The sequence below is a fragment of the Candidatus Sororendozoicomonas aggregata genome (assembly GCF_031528575.1).
GTDB classification, from domain to species: Bacteria; Pseudomonadota; Gammaproteobacteria; order Pseudomonadales; family Endozoicomonadaceae; genus Endonucleibacter; species Endonucleibacter aggregata.
Genome location: NZ_JAVLSP010000018.1, coordinates 23,593 through 48,627, shown reverse-complemented (window position 1 = coordinate 48,627; position 25,035 = coordinate 23,593). Strand labels below are relative to the sequence as shown.

Here is a 25,035-nt window from a genome sequence, read left to right as displayed (position 1 = left end):
GTCGACCGTACTCCCCGGTACGGCGCTCCTTCGCGAAATCCCTTAGAGCCGCAAGGTTCCGCGCAATTCTCAGGGCAGTTTATGAAATATCCGGGATAGCTCGTATGGGTAATAATGACAAAAGGTGACAAACATCATGAAACCGCCAGTGGCCGCTAAAAAAAATTGTGTCGTCCATCAGCATGGCTATGAGCGAACAGACCACTACCAATGGCTGAGGGATAAAAACTGGCAGAGGTTGATCAAGGGGGAGCTGAATTTCCACAACCCGCAGGTGCTGAGTTATCTACAGGAAGAAGAAGCCTACAAACACCATGTAATGGGAGACGCAAAGGCGACGACCACAACGCTCTATAATGAAGTGCTTTCGCGCATCAAAGAAGATGATAGCTCTTACCCGGTAAAAAAAGGGGATTATTATTACTATATTCGGGAAGAAAAAGGTAAAAACTACCCGATTTTTTGCCGCAAAAAAGGGAATAGGGCGGCACCTGAAACCATTTATTTTGATGTGAATAAAGAGGCTGAAGGCAAAGCGCTTTACCAAATGGAGGCATCAGCCACCAATCAGGCGCAGACTCACTTTGCTTATGCGTTTAACCTCACCGGTTCTCTGGAGAGTACCATCAAGGTGCGGGATTTAACCACAGCAACAGATCTGTCTTGGTCGTTTGCCAACAGTACCGGCTCTTTTCAGTGGGCCGATGATGAACATCTTTATATTGTTGAGAGTGATGCACTCTCCCGTGGCAAGGCTGTCTATAAAGTCAATATTCACAAAGGACCGGAAGAAAAACAGCTGATTTTCACCAAACCGGCGCACTATGATGACCTGTTTATGTCCCTTTCTCGAACTACAGACAGGGCGTTTTCCTTGTTGCACCTTGACAGCGGTGCCACCCATGTTGTGTTTGTGGCTAAAAAAGGCACTGACCGCTTTGAAGCCTTTGTTAAAGGAGAGAATGACATTTCATTTTCTGTGGATCATTATCAGGGCTATTTTTATATTCTGACCAATCAGGACGAAGCCCATAATTTTAAAATCATGCGCTGCTCCGCTGAGGCTGATCAGTGGTCACAGGAAAACTGGACACTGTTTTTGGCCGAGCAGAAAAACCATTGCCTTGATGGCATCAGTTTTTATAACGATTTCCTGGTGCTCGAGAGAAAAAATACCCACAAGGCACTGGATGAAATCATCATAAAAAATATGGTTTCAGGGAATGAGCAAACCGTTACCATGCCTGATGAAGCCTACGACTTGTCGTTTTCAGGTGCATGGGATCATAAGTCTATTGTCGTCAGACTCGACTATGACTCGCCAGTGAGTCCCAACAAAGTACTGGAACTGGATTTATCCACAGGCAATGTTAAACAGGTGCATGTTAAGGCAGTCCCGCATTTTGACGCTGACAACTATGTGGTGAAACGGGAGTTTGCCAAAGCCCGAGATGGTGAACACATTCCCATGACAGTGGTGCATAAAAAAGGACTGGTAAAAAATGGCACGCACAAAGCCTTTGTTTATGGCTACGGTTCCTACGGTTACGGGGTGTCAGCGAGTTTTTCGTCACGTATTTTCAGTTTGATAGACCGGGGTTTTGTCTACGCCATAGCCCATATCCGTGGAGGCGATGACAAGGGCTATGCCTGGTACCTCGATGGAAAAATGCATAACAAGATGAACACATTTTATGATTTTATTGATAGCTGTGAGCATTTGATCAGTGAGGGGTATACCCAAAAAGGGGCAATAGCGATTAATGGCGGGAGTGCCGGCGGTTTGCTTATGGGGGCAGTGACAAACCTGAGACCTGACCTGTTCGGTTGTGTCATTGCTCATGTGGCATTTGTGGATGTTATCAATACCATCAGCGACAAGACCCTGCCATTGACCCCTCCTGAGTGGGAAGAGTGGGGAAACCCTATCCATAGCAAAGACGACTTTAATTATATTTTGCAGTACTCACCGTACGACAATGTAAAAGCCTGCCACTATCCCCCCATGCTGTTTAACTCAGGGATTGCTGATGAGCAGGTCACCTATTGGGAACCCACTAAAATGGTGGCTAAACTCAGGGCGTTAAAAAAAGACGACAACCTATTGTTGCTCAATATGAAAATGCATGCCGGTCATGCCGGTGCCAGCAAGCGATACGAGTGGATTGAGGACGTGGCCTTTGATTATACCTTTGTATTAAAATGCTTCGGCCTGGAAAACCTGAAATAACCCTGTTGTTACTGTCCCCTCATAAACAACTTATCCAGCTCGTTCATGGTTAACAGTGTCCAGGTTGGCCGACCGTGATTGCATTGACCACTGCGTTCCGTGTGCTCCATATCGCGGAGCAGCGCATTCATTTCTTCAATGGAAAGCTTGCGGTTAGCCCGAACAGAACCATGGCAGGCCATGGTGGCAAGAATGTCATTGATATGGGCTTCAATTTTATCACTGGTACTAAACTGTTCCAGATCAGTAATGATATCGCGTACCAGTTTCTCCGTATCGGCGGTTTTCAGCAGTACCGGTACTTCGCGGATGATCAGGGTTTCTGGCCCCATTCGCGCTAATGTTAACCCCAGGTTTTGAAAATGGCTGGCATGCTCCTCAGCACAATCGGCCTCCCTGGCACTGACCGCAATGGATTTGGGTACCAACAGGGGTTGAGCAGCAATGCCTTCAGCTCTCCAGTCCACCTTCATACGCTCGTAGGTAATACGCTCATGGGCCGCATGCATATCCACCAGAATCATCCCCTGATCATTTTCTGCCAGAATATACACCCCCTTCAATTGCGCAACGGCATAGCCTAAAGGGGGAGCAAGCGTATTGGATTTGGACGCGGCCTCAGCAGTGACCGTTGATTCCGCTACCTGTTCACTATTGTCAGGGGTAACCATCGTTGGTGCCGCGGATGCGTACAGCTCGCCATAAGACGCCATTTGTCGTTTGATTTGTCGGGGTGTAGCAGGCGATGCGTAAGCAGGCGCTGTTGTATTTTCTGAACCTGACTCCCGCGATGTTGCTTTTGAAGCGTCCGGGGACAGAGGCATATTCTCCTGTCCCTTGAATTCACCCGCTGCCACGCCAGTATTCACTGCCTGGGGGGGCAGGGTTGTTGGCGGCAAATGGTCATCGGGTCGCACTTCTGCCAGCGCCCGGTTTAATGTACTGAATAAGAAATTATGCACCGAACGCCCATCACGGAAGCGCACTTCATGCTTGGTAGGGTGGACATTGACATCCACCATTGCCGGGTCAAGCTCAAGGTACAAGACAAAGGTTGGGTGGCGGCCACTGAACAGGACATCACGATAGGCTTGACGAACGGCATGGGCAACCAGTCGGTCACGAATAACACGCCCGTTCACAAAAAAATACTGCAAGTCGGCACTGGTTCGGGAAAAGGTGGGTAAGCCCACCCACCCCCACAGCTTTAATCCTGATGCTTCTGCCTCAATACCTACGGCATTCTCAATAAACGCGGGACTGCAAAGTGAGGCAACCCGGCGATCTTTTTCCGCTTGTGTGGTGGCCTGGCGCAACTGATGAACACTGCGCTGGTTGTGCCTGAGCGCAAAAGCCACATCAAAGCGTGACAGGGCCAGACGCTTGACCACTTCTTCAAGGTGGGAAAACTCGGTTTTTTCTGTACGCAAAAATTTTCGTCGGGCCGGTGTATTAAAAAACAGGTCTTTCACCTCAACGGTTGTACCCACCGGGTGTGGGGCTGGATCAAGGCGGGAGGCCATATCCCGCCCTTCTACCTGTACCTGCCATCCTGCCTCTTGACCCTCGGTATTTGAGGTTAAGGTTAAGCGGGACACGGAGCTGATGCTGGCAAGGGCTTCGCCACGAAAACCGAGCGTTGACACTCCTTCTAAATCTTCAAGTTCTGATATTTTGCTGGTGGCGTGTCGTGACAGTGCCAGGGACAGATCATTTTTGGGAATACCATAACCATCGTCCCGTACCCGGATCAACTTCACCCCCCCGGCTTCTACGTCGATACTGAGTTTTTTCGCACCTGAATCCAGGCTGTTTTCCAGCAGTTCTTTAAGGGCAGAGGCAGGGCGCTCCACCACTTCTCCGGCAGCAATCTGGTTGGCAAGCCGGTTATCCAGTAAACGAATAGGCTTCATGGGTCAGGCAGTGCTCAATGGACATTCTCAATGGCTATCAAAGCAGTAAACATACCCAATAAATACGGATTACGCTATTAAAAGCATATAGTTGTTGCTGGTCATGGCTTGTTGGCTTTTTTATTGCCCGGTGTGACGGTGATGGGAAACCGGAGCATAAGGCACCAAAAGCATTGATATATGCCGCAGTAATTGAAAATATATAGGCTTTTCCCTTGGAGCCTGTCGGACTTATGTTTTCGAGCATAAAATTCAGTAGGGCGAGTCAGAATTTTCGATCAATTTGCGCGAATAGTTGTCCTGTTTAAGCAAATTGATCGGAAATTCTGGCCGCGCTTTCTCGGACTTTCTCGGACTTTCTGGATTTTAGGCCGAAATTGTCTTAAGTCCGACAGGCTACTTGGACAAAAGAGGCTGTCGCAATTGGCAATAGCCCCTAAAAGCACGGGTAATAGAGAGCCGGACGACTTATGTATATATATCGCCTCGTACTGCTTCTGGTGATAGGTATTTACCTTTTCTCTCCCGCCATTATGAGCTGGTGGATTCATTTTGGTGAACGCTGGTATCAACCCTGGGTGTTATGGCTGATTCTGATTGTGGCAGCTTTTATTTTACAGCCACGGGGAAAAGCTGACGATGTTTGACATACAGCCTTTGGTGATTATCAGCACTGGCTATTTATTGCTCTTGTTTGCCTGTGCATGGATCACAGAAAAAGGGTGGTTTCCCAGACGCGTTGTTCAGCACCCTGTTACCTACGTTTTATCCTTAGGCGTCTACGCCAGTAGCTGGGCTTACTATGGGAGCACGGGGGTTGCTTATGATTTTGGTTATGCGTTTCTGGCCTTTTATTTTGGTCTCAGTGGCGCATTTCTTCTGGCACCGGTATTGTTAAATCCCATACTCAATATCGTTAAAAAGCATCAACTCAGTTCATTGGCGGACTTGTTTGCTTTTCGCTTTCGAAGCCCGGTTGCCGGGACGATCAGTGCTTTATTGTTATTTGTTACCTTAATGCCGCTTTTGGCTCTGCAAATTCAAGCGGTATCGGACAGTATTCACTTGATCACAGACCAATCATCAGCTGATACGCTGGCCATTGGTTTTTGTATTTCCATGATGCTTTTCACGGTGTTATTTGGTTCACGGCCTATCACCAGTCGTGATCATCATCAGGGACTGGTATTTGCGATTGCTGTTGAGTCATTGCTGAAAATGACTGTAATTCTTGTTGTGGGGGGGGTAATTCTTTTCCAGGTCTTTGGTGGTATGGATGGACTGGATACATGGTTAAATGCTAACAGTAAAAATATTTTTGCCATGAATACGCCGTTGGAAGAAGGACCCTGGCGAACGACGCTGTTAATGTTTTTTGCGTCAGCGATTGTCATGCCTCACATGTTTCACATGACGTTTACAGAAAACCGTGATCGTAAAACCCTGTATGCTGCCAGTTGGGGATTGCCGCTTTTTTTGTTAGCGCTCAGTATTTCAACGCCCCTTATTATTTGGGCAGCCATTAAGCTGAATGTAAATACCCTCCCGGAATACTTTCCTCTGGCCATTGGGCAGGCATTAAACCAGCGTTGGTTAACGTTGATTGTTTATCTCGGTGGACTGTCAGCGGCCAGCAGTCTGATGATAGTAACAACTCTGGCACTGTCCTCAATGATGTTAAACCATATTGTTTTGCCGATTTACCAACAGATTGAACATGTCAATTCGGAGATCAATATTTACCGGCGAGTGATATGGCTCAAGCGCGGACTAATGATAGTGCTTATTATTGCCGCTTATTGCTTTTATCGGCTGCTGCATGATGACAGTGATTTACATAAGCTGAATATTGTCGCGTATGCAGGGGCTCTTCAGTTATTGCCGGGGGCACTGTGTACTTTGTATTGGGAGCGGGCGAATCATAAAGGATTTATCAGCGGTGTACTGGCAGGAACCAGCCTTTGGTTTATGACGTTTATGCTCCCTTTGGCGATAGATATTGTGCCACTTTTTGTGGAAGGTGACAGGGTGCAAAGCTGGATTGTCGGGCATTGGCATCTGGCGGCAGGGGCGGCGCTTTTTGTCAATATTACTGTCTTTGTGACAGTGTCATTATTGACGCGAGCAACAGAAGCCGAGCAACGTGTTGCCAGGGCGTGCGTGGTTCAGCATGTGACAGCAGGTGCGCAGAGTGTTCCCAAAGCACAGTCGGCACTGGCTTTTCAGGAGATGCTGTGTGAGCCGTTGGGAAAACGGGCAGCCCAAAAAGAGGTGTCCAGGGCACTGGCTGAATTGGGTCTTAAATTTGATGAGAAACGGCCCGGTGAACTGGCAAGGCTCAGGGACAAAATAGAAAGTAATTTATCCGGGTTTATGGGGCCGACGGTGGCCCTTGAGATTGTCAACACATTTTTACCCCTTGATAGCGATAAAAGTTACATTCATCAGGACTGGCATTTTCTTGAGTCGCGCCTTGAGGTCTATCACTCTGAGCTGACCGGGCTTGCTGCTGAGCTGGACAGCTTAAGGCGGTATCATAGGAAAACACTGTACAGTATTCCTTTAGGGGTGTGTGCCGTCGGGCATGGTGATATTCTTTTATGGAACCCCGCCATGGTGGCGATGACCGGGCTTGAAACTGAACAGGTGCTGGGATTCCCGGTGAGCGGTTTGCCTGAACCCTGGGTGTCATTGCTTGGTACGTTTATTGACCAGGACCGAACATCCCTGAACAAATATCGCATCGATGTTGAGGGTACGCTTCGATGTTTTAGTGTGCATAAGGCCAGTATTGACAGCGAAGCCATCACAATGGATGGCAATCAGGTATTGCTGCTGGAAGATCTTACCGAGCACCAGCAACTTGAAGACCAGTTGATACACAGTGAACGACTGGCTTCTATCGGCCGGCTGGCTGCCGGGGTCGCCCATGAAATTGGCAATCCCATTACCGGGATTGACTGTCTGGCACAAGAACTGAAAGGCTTTTCAACCGACCCGACTATCCGTGAAAGCGCCCAACAAATACTTGAACAGACCAAAAGAGTCGGTAATATTGTGCAAATGTTGGTAAGTTACGCGCACAGTGGACAGACCAGGCAGGGGGTGACAGGTAACGCTCAACCTGTGAGACTCTATGAGTGCGTTGGTGAAGCCATGGCGCTATTACAATTAAACGCTAAACATGATGAGCTGACATTTTTGAATCGCTGCAACCCGGAACATTGGGTGTTAGCCGGCTATCAAAAGTTGCAGCAGGTGTTTATCAATTTACTGAGTAATGCGGCTGATGCTTCGCCAAAAGGTGGTCATATCACGGTATCGACAACAGAAAAGCGACATACCGTTGATATTGTCGTAGAAGACCATGGACATGGAATCCCACAAAATATAAAAGAAAAGCTATTTGATCCGTTTTTTACCACAAAAGAAGCGGGCAAAGGGACAGGATTAGGATTGGCACTGGCCTGGAATATTGTTGAGGCATACTTTGGTACGATACGCGTCATCAGCCCAGTTAATGAAGTCAGTCACAGTGGTACTTGTTTTATTGTTTCCCTGCCGCGTATTGAGTCTGTGCACGCAAAACAACAGCAGGAGATAACGCATTCGGGGGAATGGGTATGAGTCAGGCACATATTCTTATTGTTGAGGATGAAGGCATTATTCGGGCATCTTTGCGACGCTTGTTGAAGCGACAGGGGTTGTCAGTCAGTGAGGCAGGTTCGGTGCACGAGGCTGAGCGGAACTTCAACCTGCAGGATTTTTCCTTGATCATCAGCGACCTCCGTTTACCGGGAGAGCCTGGCTCTGAACTAATTGCCAGGGCACAAGGTGTGCCTGTGTTGATTATGACCAGTTATGCCAGCCTTAACTCTGCTGTCAGTGCCATGAAAAAGGGGGCAGTGGATTATATTGCCAAACCGTTTGACCATGAAGAAATGCTGCGACGTGTAAGGGAAGTGCTTGCTGAAAGTGAGGCACCGAGGCGTGCGCAAAGGGTTCAAAAGCCTGATCTTGGCGAGCCTGAAGATTCCGCCTCCAGCCCGTCATCAGACTCAAGGTTTCGCGGTATTATCGGTGACAGCCCTGCCATGTTGCAGCTTTTTCAGCGGGTACAAAAGGTGGCGCCAACGGATGCCACCGTGTTGATTCAGGGTGAGTCTGGCACTGGTAAAGAGCTGATAGCGAAAGCGTTACACGAAAGAAGTAAACGGGCAACCGGCCCTATGATTTCGGTTAATTGTGCAGCGATTCCTGAAAGCTTGATTGAATCAGAACTGTTCGGGCACGAAAAAGGGTCATTTACCGGTGCTTCAGCGGCGCGCGCAGGGTTGATTGAGGCAGCAAATGGCGGCACCTTGTTTTTGGATGAAATCGGGGAGCTCAACCTGGAGGCGCAGGCACGTCTGCTGCGCGTGTTGCAGGAAGGAGAAATCCGTCGTGTAGGGTCGGTTCAGTCCCAAAAGGTGGATATTCGTTTGATAGCAGCAACGCACCGTAATCTGCACCAGCTTTCCCTTGAGTCGAGGTTTCGTGAAGACTTGTATTACCGGCTGAAAGTCGTTGAATTGCGGATACCTCCTTTGCGCGAGCGTGGAACAGATATTCTGACATTGGCAGAGTGGTTGTTGAAAAGAGCTTGTGACAAAATGAACAAGCCACTGTATTCCTTATCACCGGACGCCATGGCAACCATTAACCAGCATTCGTGGCCTGGTAATGTGCGGGAGTTGGAACATGCCATCGAACGGGCCGTCATTCTCTCAGAAGACACTATTATTACGCCTGAGTATCTGGATATCGAAACTAAAGTACGTCATTTGGCTTTTAAAGCGGAGAGTAACGTGCCCCAGGGTGGCCTAACCCTGGAGGACTACTTTCAGCGCTTTGTCCTGGAGCATCAGGATCAAATGACCGAAACCGAGTTGGCTCAAAAACTCGGTATTAGTCGCAAGACGTTGTGGGAAAGACGGCAGCGTTTGGGTATTCCAAGAAAAAAGGCCAGTCCTGTATAGCTTTTAGTCATTCAGAAGCAGTCTTAAAAGTCTGCCCGTAGCCGCAGTAGGAGCATGACTTTTAAGACTGCTTCTCAGAGTTGACCTGACAGTTGCCGGTTTAATGGGTATTTGTCAGGTTAACGCTGAAGTTACCTCACATGCCTGATGTCGATAACAAGCTTCTCTTTTGCCAATAAAGCTATCTCATTTTCAACAATCTCTCATTGCGGCTTTTTAGGGTTGTCGATTGACGGCATTTCCCCTTTCACCGCTAAAATCTTGAGTTGGCTGGAAATATCATCCTGTTCTTTTCTGAGATTTAATAAGAATCCTTCAACTGTGCGCTCTCGCAAGGATAAGACACGGTAATTTTCATTCATCTGTGTCAGCATTTGCTGGTGGTGAGCGCATTCCACAGCGCCCTCTGATGGTTCTGAAGCAGCCTCCATACTGGCAAGCTTCGCATTGATTGCCGAAATTTTGGCGGGTAATCCGCGGATCTGGCTATGTAACTCTGACAGCTCTTCCTCAAAAGTTTTGATATCTTCCACAGTGTCTGCAAGCAATTGCTGGAGTTTAACGGGGTCATTGTAGGTTTCGAGGGCTTTAATGAGTTCTTCAGGGGTGTGTTTGGGGCTGTGTGACGAGTGTTCGTCCATGCAGAGGCTACCTTTGTTGTTTCTCTTTATTAACCCTAGTGTCATTTGGCATTTTTAGCCATGATCCCCTCAAAGGATTTCAAGCAGCAGATTGAGGTGAAACACCCCAAACTGTACTCGTCATTTCTGGTGATGTGAAGCTTGCCATAATCATTACGGTCGTTAGCCCGGATATTTCATAAACTGCCCTGAGAATTGCGCAGAACCTTGCGGCTCTAAGGGACTTAGCGAAGGAGCGCCGTACCGGGGAGTACGGTCGACTGAGCAAAACTCCTTTAGAGCCGCAATGAGCAAGCAAGGCCAGGAGCATGTTTATGAAATATCCGGGTTAGAAGCAGTCTTAAAAGTCATGCTCCTACTGCGGCTACGATAAATGGGTCTAAAAAGTCGCTTTTGTTCGTCAAATAGTCCCGCTATTCTCCTCACAAAAGCGACTTTTTATCGGCCATTTCTCGCAGTCCTCGCTACGGGCAGACTTTTAAGACTGCTTCTTAGAAAAGATCATTGGCATAAAACCTCTCCCATTAAAACATCCTCAAGGCGTTCTTACTGTCAAACTTTATCGAAGATGATTATCCAGGTTGTCCAGGATTTCTTCAATATCAAATTCTGGGTCACTGGCAATGTTAAGCTCTGAGGCGTAATTAAGATCAAACTCAGATGCATCCTCAAATCCAAAGAAATCAGTGTATTTTGGCAATATGTCACTGGCAAAGTTCATAATAAATATCCCTGTGTCGCGTTTTTCAATCAAGCCCAGTGATTTTAGAACAGCTAAGATTTCATAGACACGGCGTCGCCTATTTAATTCTACTGAAGTCAGATTGCAAAAAAATTCCATTTTTATAGTGATATGCGTTGATTGAAAAACATCAGGTGAAGTACTGACTATTTTTGTAGCAAGAAAGGATAATATATTCAGGTAGAGTGCTATTTGCTCACTGTATCCTTTAAGCGTGTTACTCCACTTTATTTTGTCCTTAAAATAATTGAAGTGGCGCATAGCAGCACGGCATAAGTAATGACTGATATCTTCATTGTTTTCACTTATTCTTATTTCCTCATTGGTTATTTTATATGTTTCTGGTTCTATGTCAGATACCAACAGTTTCATCTCTTGATCATTCTCATCTGTTCCTACACTAAATAGAAGAAAAAAATATTGGTGCAAAAACATTTCATTATTTTCAAACCACTGTAGTGGTTTTAACTTTCCTTCCCATGCGCAATGACTTATCTTCAATTTTGACAAGAATTGTTCCAACAAACTGTGATATTCCTTTTTCTCCATATTGTCATAATCTACGTTAATGATTCTGAAACCCTCCAAAATCGACAAAACCTCATGTATCCTTCTTGGAGGAGTCGTGATTAGTGTTTCCTGCTCAGGCTTGCTTATCTTTTTATTATTTTTCAAATATTTGATAATTGAGGAAGATAAATTTTGTGATTTACTTTTATGCCTTACGTTTTTTATAACGCCAGAACTTCTCCTTTTTTTCTTCGCTATAGGTTCCTTTTTTTTTGTTAATAGTACAGTTGCTGTATCTGTCACAGTTTTTTTTGTTGGCGCTCCCTGACTTAGCAGAGGTGTCAACAAGATGCTGCTAATAAATGCAACGTAAAAAAAGCGATATGAAACCATAAAAAATACATTGTTACTAATAATTACCAAGAAAATACAACAATAGAAGATAGCTGGTTTTCAGTGTTGAGCAAGTCATTATGCTAACAGGGCAAAACATGAATGTTTTTTGTACAGAGATTCAGGTAAGTTTTTTCCTTATTATGCCAATGGTCTTTAATTACGCTGACAATTTGAACGCCAGGAGCCTGTCGCACTTTCTCGCACTTTCTCGCATTTTCTCGCATTTTCTGGATTTTAGGTCGAAATTGTCTTAAGTCGGACAGGCTCCTAGCCCTGAGCAGGTTATTACCCGTCATTTTTACTGACCTGGCGCTTGCCCATTACGGTAGTTAGAAAAAACCATTGGCGTAAAACCTCTCTCCGCTAAATCATCCTCAAGGGTGGATTCCTCGGCCCCCATAATGTCAAGCTCAAAGGTGCTCCCAAAATCAAAGAAATGCGCTTTCTCAAATCCAAAGAAATCAGGGTAATTTGGTAAAATTTTATTGGTAAAGTCCATATAAAATATGCTTCTATTGTATTTTTTAATCAAACCCACTGCTGTTAGAACAGCCATGATATCATACATACGGCGTGGCCTTTTTGCATCTGATGGGATCAGCTTAATAAAAAAATCACTTTTTATAATGATATGCGTTGATTGAAAAATATCAGGTGAAACTTCTGCTAACCTTTTAGCAATAAAGGATAATATACTCAGGTAGAGTGATATGCGTTCGCTGCATGATTTAAGGGTGTTACTCCAATCTATTTTATCTTCAAAATGATTCAAGTGTTCCATTGCAGTATTGCACAACCAATGGTTAATACTTTCATTTGTTTTTACTGATTTATTCGTTATTTCATGTGTTTGTGGTTCTAAGTCAGTTATCATCAGCTCTATACAATGACGATTCCTATCTTTTCTTGCCCTAATGAGAGGAAAGCAATATTCACTAGAAAATATCTCATTGTTTTCAAACCAGCAGGGTGGTTTCAACCCTCCTTTCCATGTGCAAAAAATTAAATTCCGCTTTTTACAGGTATTCTTTAACAAAAAGTGATCTTTTTTAATCTTTGTTTTAAGAGAATGATAATTTACTTCAATTATTCTGAAGCCCTCCATAATCGATAAAACATCATAGACCCTTTTTAAAAAATTTTTATCTTCGCCTTCGAAAATGCTTTGTAGGTCATCGTTGCTTATTTTTCTATTTATCTTGAAACATTCAATAATATGCTCGGATAAATTTTTTAGTCCGGTATTATCTTTTATAGTATTAGAGTCTTCCTTTTTATTTATGCGTGCTTTTTTAGTAGTGGTACAGATGTATTCATCACAGCCTCTTTTTTTTGGTGTTGCCTGACTGACCAAAGGCGTAAACAAAATGCTGATCACTAGCGCAGCATAAAAAAAGTGATATAAAATCATAAAAGACCATATTATTAACTATAAAAGATAATAAAAGAAGATAGCTGAGTTTTATTGTTGAGCAAGTCATTATGCCAGGAGCCTGTCGGACTTAAGACAATTTCGTCCTAAAATCCAGAAAGTGCGAGAAAGTGCGGCCAGAATTTCCGATCAATTTGCTTAAATAGGTCAACTATTCGCACAAATTGATCGAAAGTTCTAACTCGCCCTACTGAATTTTATGCTCGAAAGCATAAGTCCGACAGGCTCCTGGCAGGGCAAAAATATCAATGTTTTTTGTACAAAGATTCGGGTAAGTTTTGTTCTGATTATGTCAATGGCCTTTATAAGACTGCTTCTTAGTCATACTTTACGCTAACAACCAGGACACCAGCCCAGTGTGGGCTGTTACTGGCCATTGTTCTGACGTGGAGCTTGCCGTAAATATTACAGTAGTTTAATCCCATTTAAAGAGGTTAGTGGTGATATTTTCAACGTTAAATTCTTGGACATCTGGCATGTTAAGCTCTGTGGCGTAATCAAACTCACATGGTTTTTCAAAACCGAAGAAATCGGGGTATTCTGGCAATATGCCACTGGCAAAATCCATAATGTATACGCTTTTCTTACGTCTTTCAATCAATTTCAGTGATTTTAAAATAGCTAACATATCATATACACGGCGGCTTGCTATATCTTTTGGGAGTAGATTGTTAAAATATTTCAGTTTTATAGTAATGTGCGTTGATTGAAAAATATCAGGTGCGGTTTCTGCTGCCTTTTTGGCAAGAAAAGACAATATATTTAAGTAGAGTGATAATCGTTCGCTGCATCCTTGAATCGCAGTACTCCAATTTGCTTCATCATTAAAATAATTAAAATGATGCGTCGCAATATCACACAGCCAACTATCAAAATCTTTATTATTTTCATCTGTCTTTACTTCTTCATGGATCATTTCATTTTTTTGTGGCTCTATATAAGATACCGTCAGACCTATTCCTTGATAGTTCTCATCTGTTTTTTTGCTAAATAGAGGGAAATAATATTGACTCAAAAAAAAATCATTGTTTTCAAACCACTGTGGTGGTTTTAACTGTCCTTTCCACGTACAAAATTCTATCTGCCGTTTTGGGTATCCTTCCTTCAGCAAACGTTGATATTGTTCAGGTTTATCGCCACCACGAAAATTATCTGCATCAATTATTCTGAACCCCTGCAGAATTAATAGAGTCTCGTATACCCTTTTCATTACTTTGTCACCCTTGGCTTTATTTCCATACAGTTTTTGCAGATCAGGGAGACTTATCTCTTTAATTTTCATCAAATGATTAATAACAGAAGAGGATATATCTTGTAGGGAAATTTTATTTTCAACGTTTTCTTCAATGGTTTTTTTATAGTTTTTTCTTCTAGCATCAGGGCCTTTTTTTACACCCATGCATTTTTTTTTACTAGTAGAGCCGCTGATTTTATCACAGTCTTTCTTTTTTGGTGCAGCCTCACTGAGTAACGGTGTAAATAAGGTGCTGGTAATCAGAACAACGTAAAAAAAGCGGTATAAATTCATAAAAACCACATTATTACTTTACAAAGAGCATAATATAAAATAGCTGAACTCTAGTTTTGAGCAAGACATTATAGCAATGGTTTTTAATTCTACGTTAATAATCTGAGCGTCAGCCCTGTGGTGGGCTATTACTTATTATTTTTACTAAGGAGCCTGTCGGACTTAAGGCAATTTCGGCCTGAAATCCAGTAAGAGCGGCCATATTTTCTGATGAATTTGCTTAAATAGGTCAACTATTCGCACAAATCCATCAAAAAATCTGACTCGCTCTACTGAATTTCATGCTCGAAAGCATAAGTCCGACAGGCTCCTAAGGTATATCTTTCCATGTTTATTGCGGTAGCTAAAAAAGGCTACCGTTAATAGTTAAACACACACCTCAGGCTCATCTGACAACCATTGATAAAGGGACTGCTGAATAAAGTCAGCACAAAGGCGCTCTTGCTCGAGGCGGCAGCCTGTTAATTGATTAAATAATTTCTTTTCGGCTTCATTCAAATGCTCAGGCATACTTGTGGTGGGCACGGGTTCTGTTACCACACGTTGCTTATGGCGCTCCAGCGTCGCCTCATCCATCATCAGTGTTTCACAATGGGCGCACCTGGCTTTGGCATCACTCAAAAAAGTCAACCCCCAACTGTCAATATCACCCCAGTAACCGACACGCTTTTCCTGTAGCCAGTCAGCGTCCATCCACGCAACATTTCTGCCACCGCCACAAACAGCAATGGAGGTTTTCAGTGCAGGGAGTCCCAGGCCGGATTGCAGGTTTTCAACCACCAGAATGTTCTTCGCCGGCAAGGGCGAGTTTTTCAGGGTTTCACCGGTTAGCTGCAGCAACGGCAAATTGCCCAGCGCTTTTTGACTCAAGGGGTCGAGGGGTCTGATGGTTAACCAGTCTTTGGGCAGGGCGGCACAGTCAAGCCATTGGCGTAACCCCCCTGCTGTTGTCACTTCATTGCTGTGTAAGGTATCAAGCAGGTCGGCTAACAACTGGCTGTGGGTTTCCACAAATTTAGTATCGACGCCCTTTAATGGCAGAGATCTCAGGTAGTGCCCTTGCCCCATGCCTTTTTGCAGTTGAGGCAGCGTCTTCGCTACTAATTGGGCATCGTACAATGACAGCTTTTCTATGGTATCAAGATGCTTTACCAGTGCGGGATACAAACCTTTATTGAGGGCCAATACCGGCCCCATATTGCGTTCCCATAAACGGCTTTTGTTAACGGCACTGTCACCGATAAACTGAATCAATGCTTTAACAGTGGGAATAACAACGGCCACCGGCAAACGTTGTTCATCCAGATCCCTGAACGTTTTTGCTTCCCACTGAACCAATGGTTGATAAGGGTAGTCTCGCCACTGTTTTACATAGGTTTGCAGGTGCCCCATATCAGCCAGTGCCGCTTTGCCCCTGGGCGGTTTCAGGCTGATACGAAGGGGAAAAGGCTTTTTGCCCGTAAGGAGTCCTTTGAGTGTTCGGGTATTTTGCCAGTATTTTTGCAGCACCCGGGCTTTTACTTCATCCGGCAAAAGTCCCCAGTGGCGCGGGGCGCTGTCGGCGGTATGGGTGTCAGACATTGTTACGCCCTTCAGACATTGTTACGCCCTGCTTCTGACTCTGACGCCAGTTCAATACCATAAAGGTGAGCATCGTTGGTTTTACTGGCTTGCATGCGCTTGTCAATCTCTTCCCAGGTCACTTCACACAAATGACTGTCATGATGTTGGGCATCCCTCTGGGCAATGAGCAAAGAGCGTGCGGATTCCCTGGCGAGGTTCAGGTTTTTATAAGGCGTAATCAGGTTGACATGGATATGCAGCTCCCTGAAGACCCTCAGCACCCGGCGGCTGACGGCCTCGGCGGTATTGGAAAAGGCTTCATCAAGAAACACGGTGCTATAAACCGGTTTGTCATAACCCTCAGGCGTCAATACATAGGCCAGACTGGCAGCAACAATAGTTCCGGCAAACGATTCCTTTTCCCCTCCTGATTTACCACTGGACGATTCCAGCACATCAAGCACTTTATTGGTGCGAGCATCCCACTCCTCGGCACAAAATGACATCTGGTAGCGAGAATCGAGCAAGCGCAGGCTTTCCAGGTTAGAGGCTGTGCCCGTGGTACTGGCTTTTTTAAGAATCTCTACAACCCCTTTCAATTGTAAATAACGGTCTTCATGATTATCGCTGGTCGCCTGGCTGAAGACCTTGCGTAACTGTTTTTCAAAATCCTGCACATGGGGGTATTTTTCTTTTTTTGACACCAGTTTCAAGTGCGAACCGTGGCGAAACTCCGTCCGCTTCAACACACCATTGATGGTGTTGATACGCTCCAGAATATCTTCACGCTCAGACTCCAGCCGGGTTTTTATCTGGGCAAGGGATTGTGTCGCGTGCTTGTTCAAACGCTCAACAAAGCTGTCCACCAGTTCAGGCAAGCCTTCTTCTTTCAGTTGTTTCAGATAGCCAAGGAACTCTGGCAAGCTGTCAACATCGCTTTGCCAGTCTGCGGTTATTGTCTGCCATTTGTCGTTTGCACTGAAAGTCGACATAATCCGCACGGCTTCGCGCTCGGTGCTTGCTTTTTTGTTCTGAGCGCTGTTGATCGCTTTGTCTAAATCCCCCTCGATGTTTTGTTGCAGCCTTTGCATGTCATCAAGGTGTTGTACTGTCAACTCACCCACACGCTCTGCCAGGCGCTCCCTTACGGCGTGCTCAACGCCTTGTTCAGCGGCCCTGAGTGTTTTTTCATACTGGCCTTTTGCCGTAGTGTGCTCAGTGGTAAGGCTGCCCTGTTGGGCCGAGAGTGTTTTAAGCTGCTGTTGGCAAGCCTCCAGAGCTTCCTTGGCTGACTCCCAGCGGACACGGGCTTTGTCCAGATCACCGCCGGTTTTTTCAAGGGCAGCAAGGTCATTGTTTAATGCCGCCAGTTTTTTTTGCCAGTAAGGCGCATTAATCTCATCCCACTGAAACTTGCCCAAAGCCTGCCACAGGGTTTCCTTTTCCTGTAATGCCTTAAGTGCTTTCTGGGCGTCGGCAACGGCGAGACCAGCGGCTTTGAGTTGCTCAATAAGCTGGTTGCGATCATGGGCCAACTGCTCCAGGCGTGTCTTGTTGGAAAAGCCAAGGTTCCATTGGCGACGATCATTGATTCCTTGCAGATCCTTTTTTTCAAAGCGGCCTTTTTCTTTGTGGATTAAGCCTTGTTGTGTCATGGAAAACGGCGTGTTATCCAGTTGCCCGGTATCTGCCACACACTGAAGGTCAAAACGCCGCAAGTGGGCTTTGAGCCAGTCCCGGTAACGGTGTTTACGCCATTCAAGTTTGCGCAAATAGCCATTGGCAAGAAAGGCTGGCGCGTTAGTGGCTTTGCTGTCGTTGACGACCTGAACCCTGACATGCAACCCGGTGTGCCGACTGTTCAGCCAGCGGGTCACCAGGCGATAGCTGGTCTGTGGCACTGCCAGGGTGGTACGAAGCCCGCCCATTGCCCGTTCAATGGCTCCCTGCCATTGCTGTTCACCCTCTTTTACATCGAGCAGCTCAGCCAGAAAAACCAGCTGATCCTGGTCAAGTTCGAGGGCACTGACCAGCTCGTCACGTAACTGCTGGTATCTCAGGGGAATGTTGGAGTCGGGTCTGGCCCGGATTTCTTCCAGCTCCTTTTCAATGGCTTCTGTGTCCTTTTTCAACTGTCCAAAGGCTATTTTTTGATCAACAAAAGCATCATCAGCCGTTTTCAGTGATACGTCGAGTTTTTCCAGTTCGTCATTGGCCACAGACTGATTGCGCAATAATGTCGCTTCAACCAGTTCCGTATCGAGGGATAACTGTTTTGCGGTTTTCTGGTATTCAGACGATTGTCGTGTAATGCGCGATAACGTATCGCCCGTGTATTCTATTTCCTGTTTCAGTGATTCTATTCTGTCCCCACCAAACTTCAGGTATTCACCGTGCCTGCGCTCCGCCAGGGCTTTATTGTCTGCTTCTTCGGTTTCGGTTTCTCGAATCTGTCTCTCCAGCTCAGCCATACGTCGCTCGATGTCTGCCATCCGGGTTCGCCATAACCGCGCCGCAATCTCACCAAAGTAAGCGGCTAACCCTTCCTTCTCACAGGTCAGTGTGGTCAGTCGTTCCCGAGTCTGACGCAGGGTTTTGTCCAGCACCGGCAGACGGGAAAGATGGTTTTCCTGTTTGCGGGCATCCACCAGTTTGTCATGGATAGCCACGAGGTCGGCAAATTCTTCCACCACTTTTCTGGCGTCGTCTTTAACAGAACTCGGCTCTAGCACCAGCTCTCGAATCAGGTCGGTCAAATCATCAATTTTTTTCAGCCCCAGTGCACGTGAGAGTAAAGCGGGCGCATTGCGATTCTCCATATACAGCAGCTTTTGATAGAGCGCCTGATAGACCGAAAAGTTGTTATCACAACAGGTCAGTGCCGGGTCATCGCGCAACCACTGTTTGAGTAACCGGGCGTTACCTTCGCCAAAAGCATCAAGCACTTCTTTTAATGCCATCTCACGTTTGGCTACCATATACACCCGATTGACATCCGCTAGCGCATTGGTTGATTGTGTTGTCCAAAACAGTGCCGCCAAAGTAATACAAGCGCCATCATCCCCGCGATAAAGGGCCCTCAAGCCAGTAACAACCGCCGATTCCCGTTTGCTTTTCACCCGCGTACTGACACCGTCATGGGCTGAACCAAAGCTGCCGCGCATATAAGAAAGCAGTGAGCGGTCAGAGCGATCTCCCTGGGCTGCGGCCATATTAAACGACGCTTTGCCCACCGGGAGCAGCAGAGCCATCAACCCGTCAATCAGGGTAGATTTTCCCGCGCCGTTATCACCGGTTACCAGTGTTCCCATTGGGTCAATGGTGGCTGTATGAAGGCCGTTGAATGAGCCCCAGTTAAACACCGACAGTTCTGCCAGGCGAATTTGTCCTACCCCGAACAGGGTGTCTACACCGTTACCCTTGTTAAAGGAGGTGTCAGAAAATAAGTCAGCCATGCCCTGAGTCTCCTGTGGATGATTGAGCCAGGTCATGTGCTGTACTATTTTCTTTGACCATGCGCTGGTATTGCTCTAACAGCTCCCCAAGAAGATCAGCATTGACCACGTAGCGAATGATGGGAGTAATCTCGTAACGGTCTTCACTGCCCCTGACAACACTGAGTAATTTTTTCTCGGTCATTTTTTTCAGTGAGGCTGAGAGTTTTTTACGGTCGGCTCGAGAGTTGGTGGTTAAGGGAAGAAAAGGAATAAGCCATGATTCGATTTGCTCAATGTCTGTGACAACTTTTTGCTCGCCGGCGGTTTCGCGTTCCTGATAGTACTTCCTCAACACCAATAACAAAAGTGTGTCGTATAGTGTCAGCGTTCGTCTGACAATAAGCGACGTATATTCCTCTTCCACTTCCTGTTCATCATCAGTGTCATGCCCAATGGCAGCAATGAAGGCAACGCCCATCTTTTCATCAAGCATTAGCTTTAAGTAAACCTCGGACAAATGCCGTCGTATACTATCCTGGTGGCGACACACCGTTGCGAACAGTGCCGATTTTTGAGCACCAAGAATAACACCATGACGCATCAAGCTGATCAGGGCCCTTCGTGCCTCATGGGGGATACCGTGGTTATTTGCCGCCATGGCGCCAGCCGTTTGCTGGTCGACCGTAACAGCGTCATCCTCGGCTGCTTCATCAACAGCCGGTGGCGGTGGAGACAGCTCCTCCCTTAGCTGATCAAATAATGCGGGCGATGGGGACGGGCCACTTTCTGTATCATGGGAGGTCACGGTTAAGTCCTGTTACAGCAATGGATAAAGTACTATAGCACCAGATCATCAATATTGTCTGGAAAAAGCTCAGCACTGAGCAACAAGCCAGGTATGTTTGCGTTGAGGGGTTTACCCTGTTTGTCTTGAATCGTGACAGGTTCCTTGTTGCCCAGTTCTGTTGCGTTCACTGCCTGAGCTACTCTGATATAGGCTACCAACTCTTCAAGGCCGGCAGTCACTGGCCTGAGCTCAGCAATACCCGCCACGGTCAGGGGGCCGTGCTTTTTGAGCAGAGCCTGAGTGGTTTTTGCCACTGCGCGTATTTGCACGGCATCGAGGCACTGAAGCATACTCTGGCTAGGTAAGCGACTATTGACGTTTTCAGTGATGCCAGAGGTATCGATTTTTTCATCGGGCAGGCGCAAACGCAGGGTTTGTGGTGAAGTGATTTTTACCGGCCCCACCGGCAAAGATAGCCCCGTATCGGCCTGAAGATTGACCTCCGCCTCTTTCAGGCTGACGGCAGCGCGTTCCAGTTGCCCCAGCAGCTTGTCGACAATACGGTTCTCTTGCGCGGCACCGCTTTCAATATAACTACGAAGCCCTTCTTCTGTTCGCCGACGCACAGTGAGCACACGATTGCTTTCGGTATTGAGGTTGCGCATCAGCTTTCCCAGAAACTGTTGCTGACCAGCGGTGAGCTGTTTGGCCACGGGACGGTTCAGAATACTGTGTAATTGCTCCCTGAATTCCATGGAGCGGTTCTGGTCACAAAGGAGTTGAAAAAAACCTTCAAAGGCGCTGCCGGCATCGGTAGTGGCTAGAAAAGCTTCTTTTTTGAGAACAGTAGTAATAATGTCACCACGGCTGGATTCACCTTCGAGGATCTGGATGCGGATAGCCTGACCAAGCTCACGGATATCGTCTTCCATACGACGAAAGTCGCCGGTTAGTACGGAGGCCAATTGGTAAATTTCTCGTATTCGCTCCCGTTGCTCCTTATCGCTGAGCTGCACCACAATGCCGTCATTGAGTTTATCAATTTCCCGCTGAATACCTGCTTTTTTATGTTCAAGCAAGGTCATCCGTTCATCCTTGTTCAAACTGGTAGCCACGGCAAAATCCCTGACCGCCTCCTGCACAATGCGTAAATGGGAGGCCGTCGTCCCCGCGCCGCGCTCCTCAAGGCTTTTACAAAACTGCAATGCCGTATCACTGGCATCGGTTTTACTGAGTTTGTCATTCATCAGCCGGAGCCAACCGGCATTCACCCATTGGTTCAGATAAGTACTGGCCGGTGTTTGCGTATCCCAGATTCCCCTTTCACGACAACGCGCCAGTTCCGTTCCCAGGGCGACCTGGGCGCGCTCAAAGGGTATCTCGCTTTCTTCAGAAAACAGGTCAGCCAGAAATGCCAGCATCATGGGGGCTGTCTCTGCCCGAAGGAGCCGCCAGGCTTTGCTTTCTTTATAAAGGCGCTGGTATTGCGCTTGTAAACCTTGAAAGTTCAACGATCACCTCAATTTATATTATACAGTAATGAGTGTTTGCGTAGGTATTACAAAATGCTGACGAAATAAAGATGCTTTTAAGCGTAGTATGGACAACAACTTTTTTAAGTTGTTCTCAAGCATACCACAACATTTTGGTTGTAGGCCGATGTGTACCTGATTCTGAGGCGGCCATTTTTTTGCTGCCAGGTTCAGGCTGCTTTAATGAAGAACTCTCGCTAACAAAATAGTTAATGGGCTTGAAAAAGTATATGGATGCTATGTTTGGCGTTAACTCCTGTTTTGAGTTATCCAAATTTTAAAATCCTGTAGTCAATTAAACATAATAAATAAAAAAACTATGAAATATCTAAAAAACAAGTGCCTTAGTCAACTTGCGGTGGCTGTTTTCGCCTGTAATGTCTCGATAAGCTTTGGTGAGGATATCCTTGATAATGGCTCGTTTGACAGACAAGCCTGGGATACCATCACGCAAGCTGAGCTGGATCAGCGCAATGACCTGCAGGCGCCACTGGGTCCTGTGCCCACAGACTCCACGTATTATATCAACAAATACATCACCGGCACCGAGGCGGTAGGGCTGCCACCGGTATCGGCTTATGTGTCTGATTGGGGGCAATACGGGAGAAAGGTCAATATTGATAAGTTCGCGCACGGTTATGACAAGCTTATTTTCTCTTTTATGGGCGTGTGCGGTACGGAAATTGGCGACCCAAGCAATGTGTCGGCAGTGCATTCCCTCAAGGCTGGCTGTGAAGCCTTTGGTGAAGGCAACAACACGCTGATGATGGCTGATATCTGGGGCGATATCCAGTCCACCGCGGCGGGAGCTTTAACCTCTGACGATCTGGCGGCACTGGGTAACCCTGACTGGCTTGCCATTGATGACCCAACACTCAAAAGGGATTACTGGCTAAAAGGACAAGCCCATGTTGCCGGCTTGCTTGGCGCTCTCTACCAAATTCATCAAGCCTACCCTGAAAAAACATTTGCCTTGAGTCATGGGGGGTGGTCCCTGTCGGAGGCTTATTCCAGAGTGCTTGCCTCAGAGGACGGAAGAAAAACGTTGATCAATAGTACTATTGATGTCCTCAAGCTATTTCCTATGTTCACTCAGGTGGATATCGACTGGGAATACCCCGGTGGTGGCGGGGCCAGTGGCAATTCTCAAAGCGAGAATGATGGTAAGAACTACGCGCTTTTTATTAAAGAGTTCAGAGCGGCCCTGGATAAAGCTGGTCTGGGTAGCGTGAAAATTGCCATTGCAGCGGCCGCACCAAAAGAAAAAATAGACGCTATGGCCATTAAGGATCTGATTGACAATGGTGTTGAAATCATCCATTTGATGACTTACGACTTTTTTGGTGAAGCCTGGGCATTAGGTCTTGATCACCATACCAACCTTTATACCATTGAAAATGGTGGCGATGTCTGGTCTACGGATCAGTCGGTTAATTATCTGATCGAAGAGCTGAATGTCCCTGCTAGTATGATTCATATTGGTTACGCGACCTATAGTCGGAATGCTCAGTTGGCTGACATCGAATCAATATCGCCATTAAAAGGTACGTTTGGTCAAAAAAGCAGTGGGCTTGCGGGAGGCTCTTGGGAAGAGGGTGTTTCCGAATGGTATGATATTGAAAAGTATCTGGCTACCATCAGCCCTGAGACGGGTTTCACTATTGATAAACTCGATGGCTACACGCTATACACTGATACTGTCGCCAATGCTGATTATGTTTACGGGACAAAAGATAAGTTCTTTATGTCGTTTGATACACCAAGAACAGTGTATTTAAAAGCACGGTATGTCAAGGAAAAGGGGTTGGGAGGTCTATTTACCTGGATGGCTGACTATGATAACGGCTATCTGCTTAATGCTGCCCGTGAAGGTCTTGGTTATCAGTTACAGCAAGATAGCGGCAACATCGACATGGAAAAAATTATTTTCTCCTGCGGTGAAAATGTAACGGCGGAACAGTGCGTGGCACTGACAAAAATCGCCGATGATGATTCTGTGAAAGCGACAGAGGCTCATGCTGGTAGTGATGTAACCGGTTTGCTGGAGGAGGGTAAAGCCTACCTCCTTGATGGGAGTCAGTCCACGAGCGCGGAGGGTGAGCTAAAATACAAATGGACAGTTCATAAGGTTAAGGGAGGTATTAGTCCTAAAGACATTGTGATCGCTAACCCCAAAAGTGAACAGACCCACTTCACGATTAGCAATGCAGGTGATCTTGACAGTGCTGTTATTACCTTCAAATTGAAGGTAGAAGATGAGGCAGGTACAAAAAAAGGGGACAAGGTTAAGTTTACCCTTAATGAGGACCACGAGGAAAATCAAGCACCCGTAGCTGAAGCCGAAGCGACACCAGCATCGGTTGAAGTCGGTTCTACGTTTACTTTAAGGGGGGATTTGTCTTCTGATCCTGAAGGCGCGCCATTAAGCTACCTTTGGGTGCAGTCTTCGGGTGACCCTGTCAGCTTTGACGCTGATGCCGCGAATGCTGTTGTTGACACCAGTCAATTGAAAAACAAGGATCATGAGCTGGGCTTTACCTTGACCGTCAATGATGGGGGGCTGACAGATACTGATACAACCCATGTTTCGGTTACCGCAAATAGCGCGAACAACATTCCTCCGGTTGGGAATATAGACGTATCTGGTAGTTTAGTTGTGGGTGGCGCCATCACGATGGACGGCACAAGATCATCGGACGATGGAGAAATAGCAAGTTACCAGTGGTCAGTTGTTAATCAAGTGGGTGAAGCTGTATTTGTATCAGAAAGCCAGTCCACAGTGGCCACTTTTGTGCCTGAAACAGCCGGTGATTTCACCCTGTCACTGCAACTCACTGACAATCTTGGGGTAAGCGGCGTTACCAGGAAGAATATTACGATTGAAGAGAACAATGCGGGTGAAGGCACTGACCCTGATGCAGTCAATTATCCAGCATGGGATTCTGCGGCTACCTACACCACTGGCATGATGGTGAGTCATCGTGGTTATGTTTTTCAGTGTAATTACTGGTCTCAAGGGAATGACCCAATGACCGAAGATCACTGGAACATCCAAAATGGTTTCATTATTCCCTGGGCTGAAGCAAAGGGGTACGACAGGGGAAATGTCGTTAGCCATGGCGGCTATAATTGGGAAGCCACGGTTTGGAATCAAGGGTCAGAACCTGCCACTGGTAATGCCGATTGGAAAAATATTGGCGGAGCGTAGTCTGTCTTGAAGCGGAGTAGCTAGGAGCCTGTCGGACTTAAGACAATTTCGGCCTAAAATTCAGAAAGCGCGGCCAGAATTTGCGATCAATTTGCTTA

Annotated in this window: 14 protein-coding genes; 5 read left to right on the top strand and 9 right to left on the bottom strand. The window is 46.4% G+C overall.

All coding sequences use genetic code 11. The features are described from left to right. Positions 1–136 precede the first annotated feature (136 nt). Positions 137–2,230: a S9 family peptidase gene (locus V4C51_RS05550; protein WP_330925141.1), complete on the top strand. Its 2,094-nt coding sequence runs from the start codon at positions 137–139 to the stop codon at positions 2,228–2,230. Positions 2,231–2,238: 8 nt separating this feature from the next. Here the strand turns inward: V4C51_RS05550 and mutL are convergent, their stop codons facing one another. After that, positions 2,239–4,143: a DNA mismatch repair endonuclease MutL gene (gene mutL / locus V4C51_RS05545; protein ID WP_330925140.1), complete on the bottom strand. Its 1,905-nt coding sequence runs from the start codon at positions 4,141–4,143 to the stop codon at positions 2,239–2,241. Positions 4,144–4,613: 470 nt separating this feature from the next. On the opposite strand from mutL, the gene V4C51_RS05540 reads away from it, so the two are divergent. From V4C51_RS05540 to V4C51_RS05530, 3 genes are read left to right on the top strand one after another with little or no spacing between them, the layout of a single operon-like run. Next, positions 4,614–4,790, top strand: a complete 177-nt coding sequence (locus V4C51_RS05540) for a hypothetical protein (RefSeq protein WP_330925139.1) — start codon at positions 4,614–4,616, stop codon at positions 4,788–4,790. Further along, on the top strand, positions 4,783–7,770 hold the full coding sequence (locus V4C51_RS05535; protein WP_330925138.1) for an ATP-binding protein: 2,988 nt from the start codon (positions 4,783–4,785) through the stop codon (positions 7,768–7,770). The genes V4C51_RS05540 and V4C51_RS05535 overlap by 8 nt, the downstream gene beginning before the upstream one ends. Next, the gene (locus V4C51_RS05530) at positions 7,767–9,161 is read left to right on the top strand and encodes a sigma-54-dependent transcriptional regulator (protein ID WP_330925137.1); all 1,395 of its coding nucleotides are present in this window, start codon (positions 7,767–7,769) and stop codon (positions 9,159–9,161) included. The genes V4C51_RS05535 and V4C51_RS05530 overlap by 4 nt, the downstream gene beginning before the upstream one ends. A gap of 203 nt (positions 9,162–9,364) precedes the next feature. Here the strand turns inward: V4C51_RS05530 and V4C51_RS05525 are convergent, their stop codons facing one another. The 8 genes from V4C51_RS05525 to V4C51_RS05490 form a co-directional block, all read right to left on the bottom strand. Further along, positions 9,365–9,802: a hypothetical protein gene (locus V4C51_RS05525; RefSeq protein ID WP_330925136.1), complete on the bottom strand. Its 438-nt coding sequence runs from the start codon at positions 9,800–9,802 to the stop codon at positions 9,365–9,367. A 559-nt stretch (positions 9,803–10,361) separates the two neighbouring features. Next, complete coding sequence (locus V4C51_RS05520) at positions 10,362–11,447, bottom strand: E2F family transcription factor (protein WP_330925135.1); 1,086 nt, start codon at positions 11,445–11,447, stop codon at positions 10,362–10,364. A 301-nt stretch (positions 11,448–11,748) separates the two neighbouring features. Beyond that, positions 11,749–12,861, bottom strand: a complete 1,113-nt coding sequence (locus V4C51_RS05515) for a hypothetical protein (protein ID WP_330925134.1) — start codon at positions 12,859–12,861, stop codon at positions 11,749–11,751. A 436-nt stretch (positions 12,862–13,297) separates the two neighbouring features. Next, positions 13,298–14,410, bottom strand: a complete 1,113-nt coding sequence (locus V4C51_RS05510) for a hypothetical protein (RefSeq protein ID WP_330925133.1) — start codon at positions 14,408–14,410, stop codon at positions 13,298–13,300. A 366-nt stretch (positions 14,411–14,776) separates the two neighbouring features. Next, entirely contained in the window at positions 14,777–15,991 is a 1,215-nt protein-coding gene (locus V4C51_RS05505; RefSeq protein ID WP_330925132.1) for a DUF3322 domain-containing protein, read from the bottom strand. 11 nt (positions 15,992–16,002) lie between these two features. Beyond that, positions 16,003–19,428 (bottom strand): ATP-binding protein, encoded by a 3,426-nt coding sequence (locus V4C51_RS05500; protein ID WP_330925131.1) that lies wholly within the window; start codon positions 19,426–19,428, stop codon positions 16,003–16,005. Further along, a complete protein-coding gene (locus V4C51_RS05495; protein ID WP_330925130.1) occupies positions 19,421–20,215 on the bottom strand; it encodes a DUF4194 domain-containing protein in 795 nt (264 codons plus the stop codon). The genes V4C51_RS05500 and V4C51_RS05495 overlap by 8 nt, the downstream gene beginning before the upstream one ends. A 32-nt stretch (positions 20,216–20,247) precedes the next feature. After that, on the bottom strand, positions 20,248–21,708 hold the full coding sequence (locus tag V4C51_RS05490; protein ID WP_330925129.1) for a DUF3375 domain-containing protein: 1,461 nt from the start codon (positions 21,706–21,708) through the stop codon (positions 20,248–20,250). Between the two features lie 340 nt (positions 21,709–22,048). On the opposite strand from V4C51_RS05490, the gene V4C51_RS05485 reads away from it, so the two are divergent. Next, positions 22,049–24,937: a glycosyl hydrolase family 18 protein gene (locus tag V4C51_RS05485; protein WP_330925128.1), complete on the top strand. Its 2,889-nt coding sequence runs from the start codon at positions 22,049–22,051 to the stop codon at positions 24,935–24,937. Positions 24,938–25,035 lie beyond the last annotated feature (98 nt).

What these genes read in the sequence shown, in the direction of transcription:
- V4C51_RS05550 (WP_330925141.1), top strand. Translation starts at nt 137, where the DNA reads ATGAAACCGCCAGTGGCCGCTAAAAAAAATTGTGTCGTCCATCAGCAT.
- mutL (WP_330925140.1), bottom strand. Translation starts at nt 4,143, where the DNA reads ATGAAGCCTATTCGTTTACTGGATAACCGGCTTGCCAACCAGATTGCT.
- V4C51_RS05540 (WP_330925139.1), top strand. Translation starts at nt 4,614, where the DNA reads ATGTATATATATCGCCTCGTACTGCTTCTGGTGATAGGTATTTACCTT.
- V4C51_RS05535 (WP_330925138.1), top strand. Translation starts at nt 4,783, where the DNA reads ATGTTTGACATACAGCCTTTGGTGATTATCAGCACTGGCTATTTATTG.
- V4C51_RS05530 (WP_330925137.1), top strand. Translation starts at nt 7,767, where the DNA reads ATGAGTCAGGCACATATTCTTATTGTTGAGGATGAAGGCATTATTCGG.
- V4C51_RS05525 (WP_330925136.1), bottom strand. Translation starts at nt 9,802, where the DNA reads ATGGACGAACACTCGTCACACAGCCCCAAACACACCCCTGAAGAACTC.
- V4C51_RS05520 (WP_330925135.1), bottom strand. Translation starts at nt 11,447, where the DNA reads ATGGTTTCATATCGCTTTTTTTACGTTGCATTTATTAGCAGCATCTTG.
- V4C51_RS05515 (WP_330925134.1), bottom strand. Translation starts at nt 12,861, where the DNA reads ATGATTTTATATCACTTTTTTTATGCTGCGCTAGTGATCAGCATTTTG.
- V4C51_RS05510 (WP_330925133.1), bottom strand. Translation starts at nt 14,410, where the DNA reads ATGAATTTATACCGCTTTTTTTACGTTGTTCTGATTACCAGCACCTTA.
- V4C51_RS05505 (WP_330925132.1), bottom strand. Translation starts at nt 15,991, where the DNA reads ATGTCTGACACCCATACCGCCGACAGCGCCCCGCGCCACTGGGGACTT.
- V4C51_RS05500 (WP_330925131.1), bottom strand. Translation starts at nt 19,428, where the DNA reads ATGGCTGACTTATTTTCTGACACCTCCTTTAACAAGGGTAACGGTGTA.
- V4C51_RS05485 (WP_330925128.1), top strand. Translation starts at nt 22,049, where the DNA reads ATGAAATATCTAAAAAACAAGTGCCTTAGTCAACTTGCGGTGGCTGTT.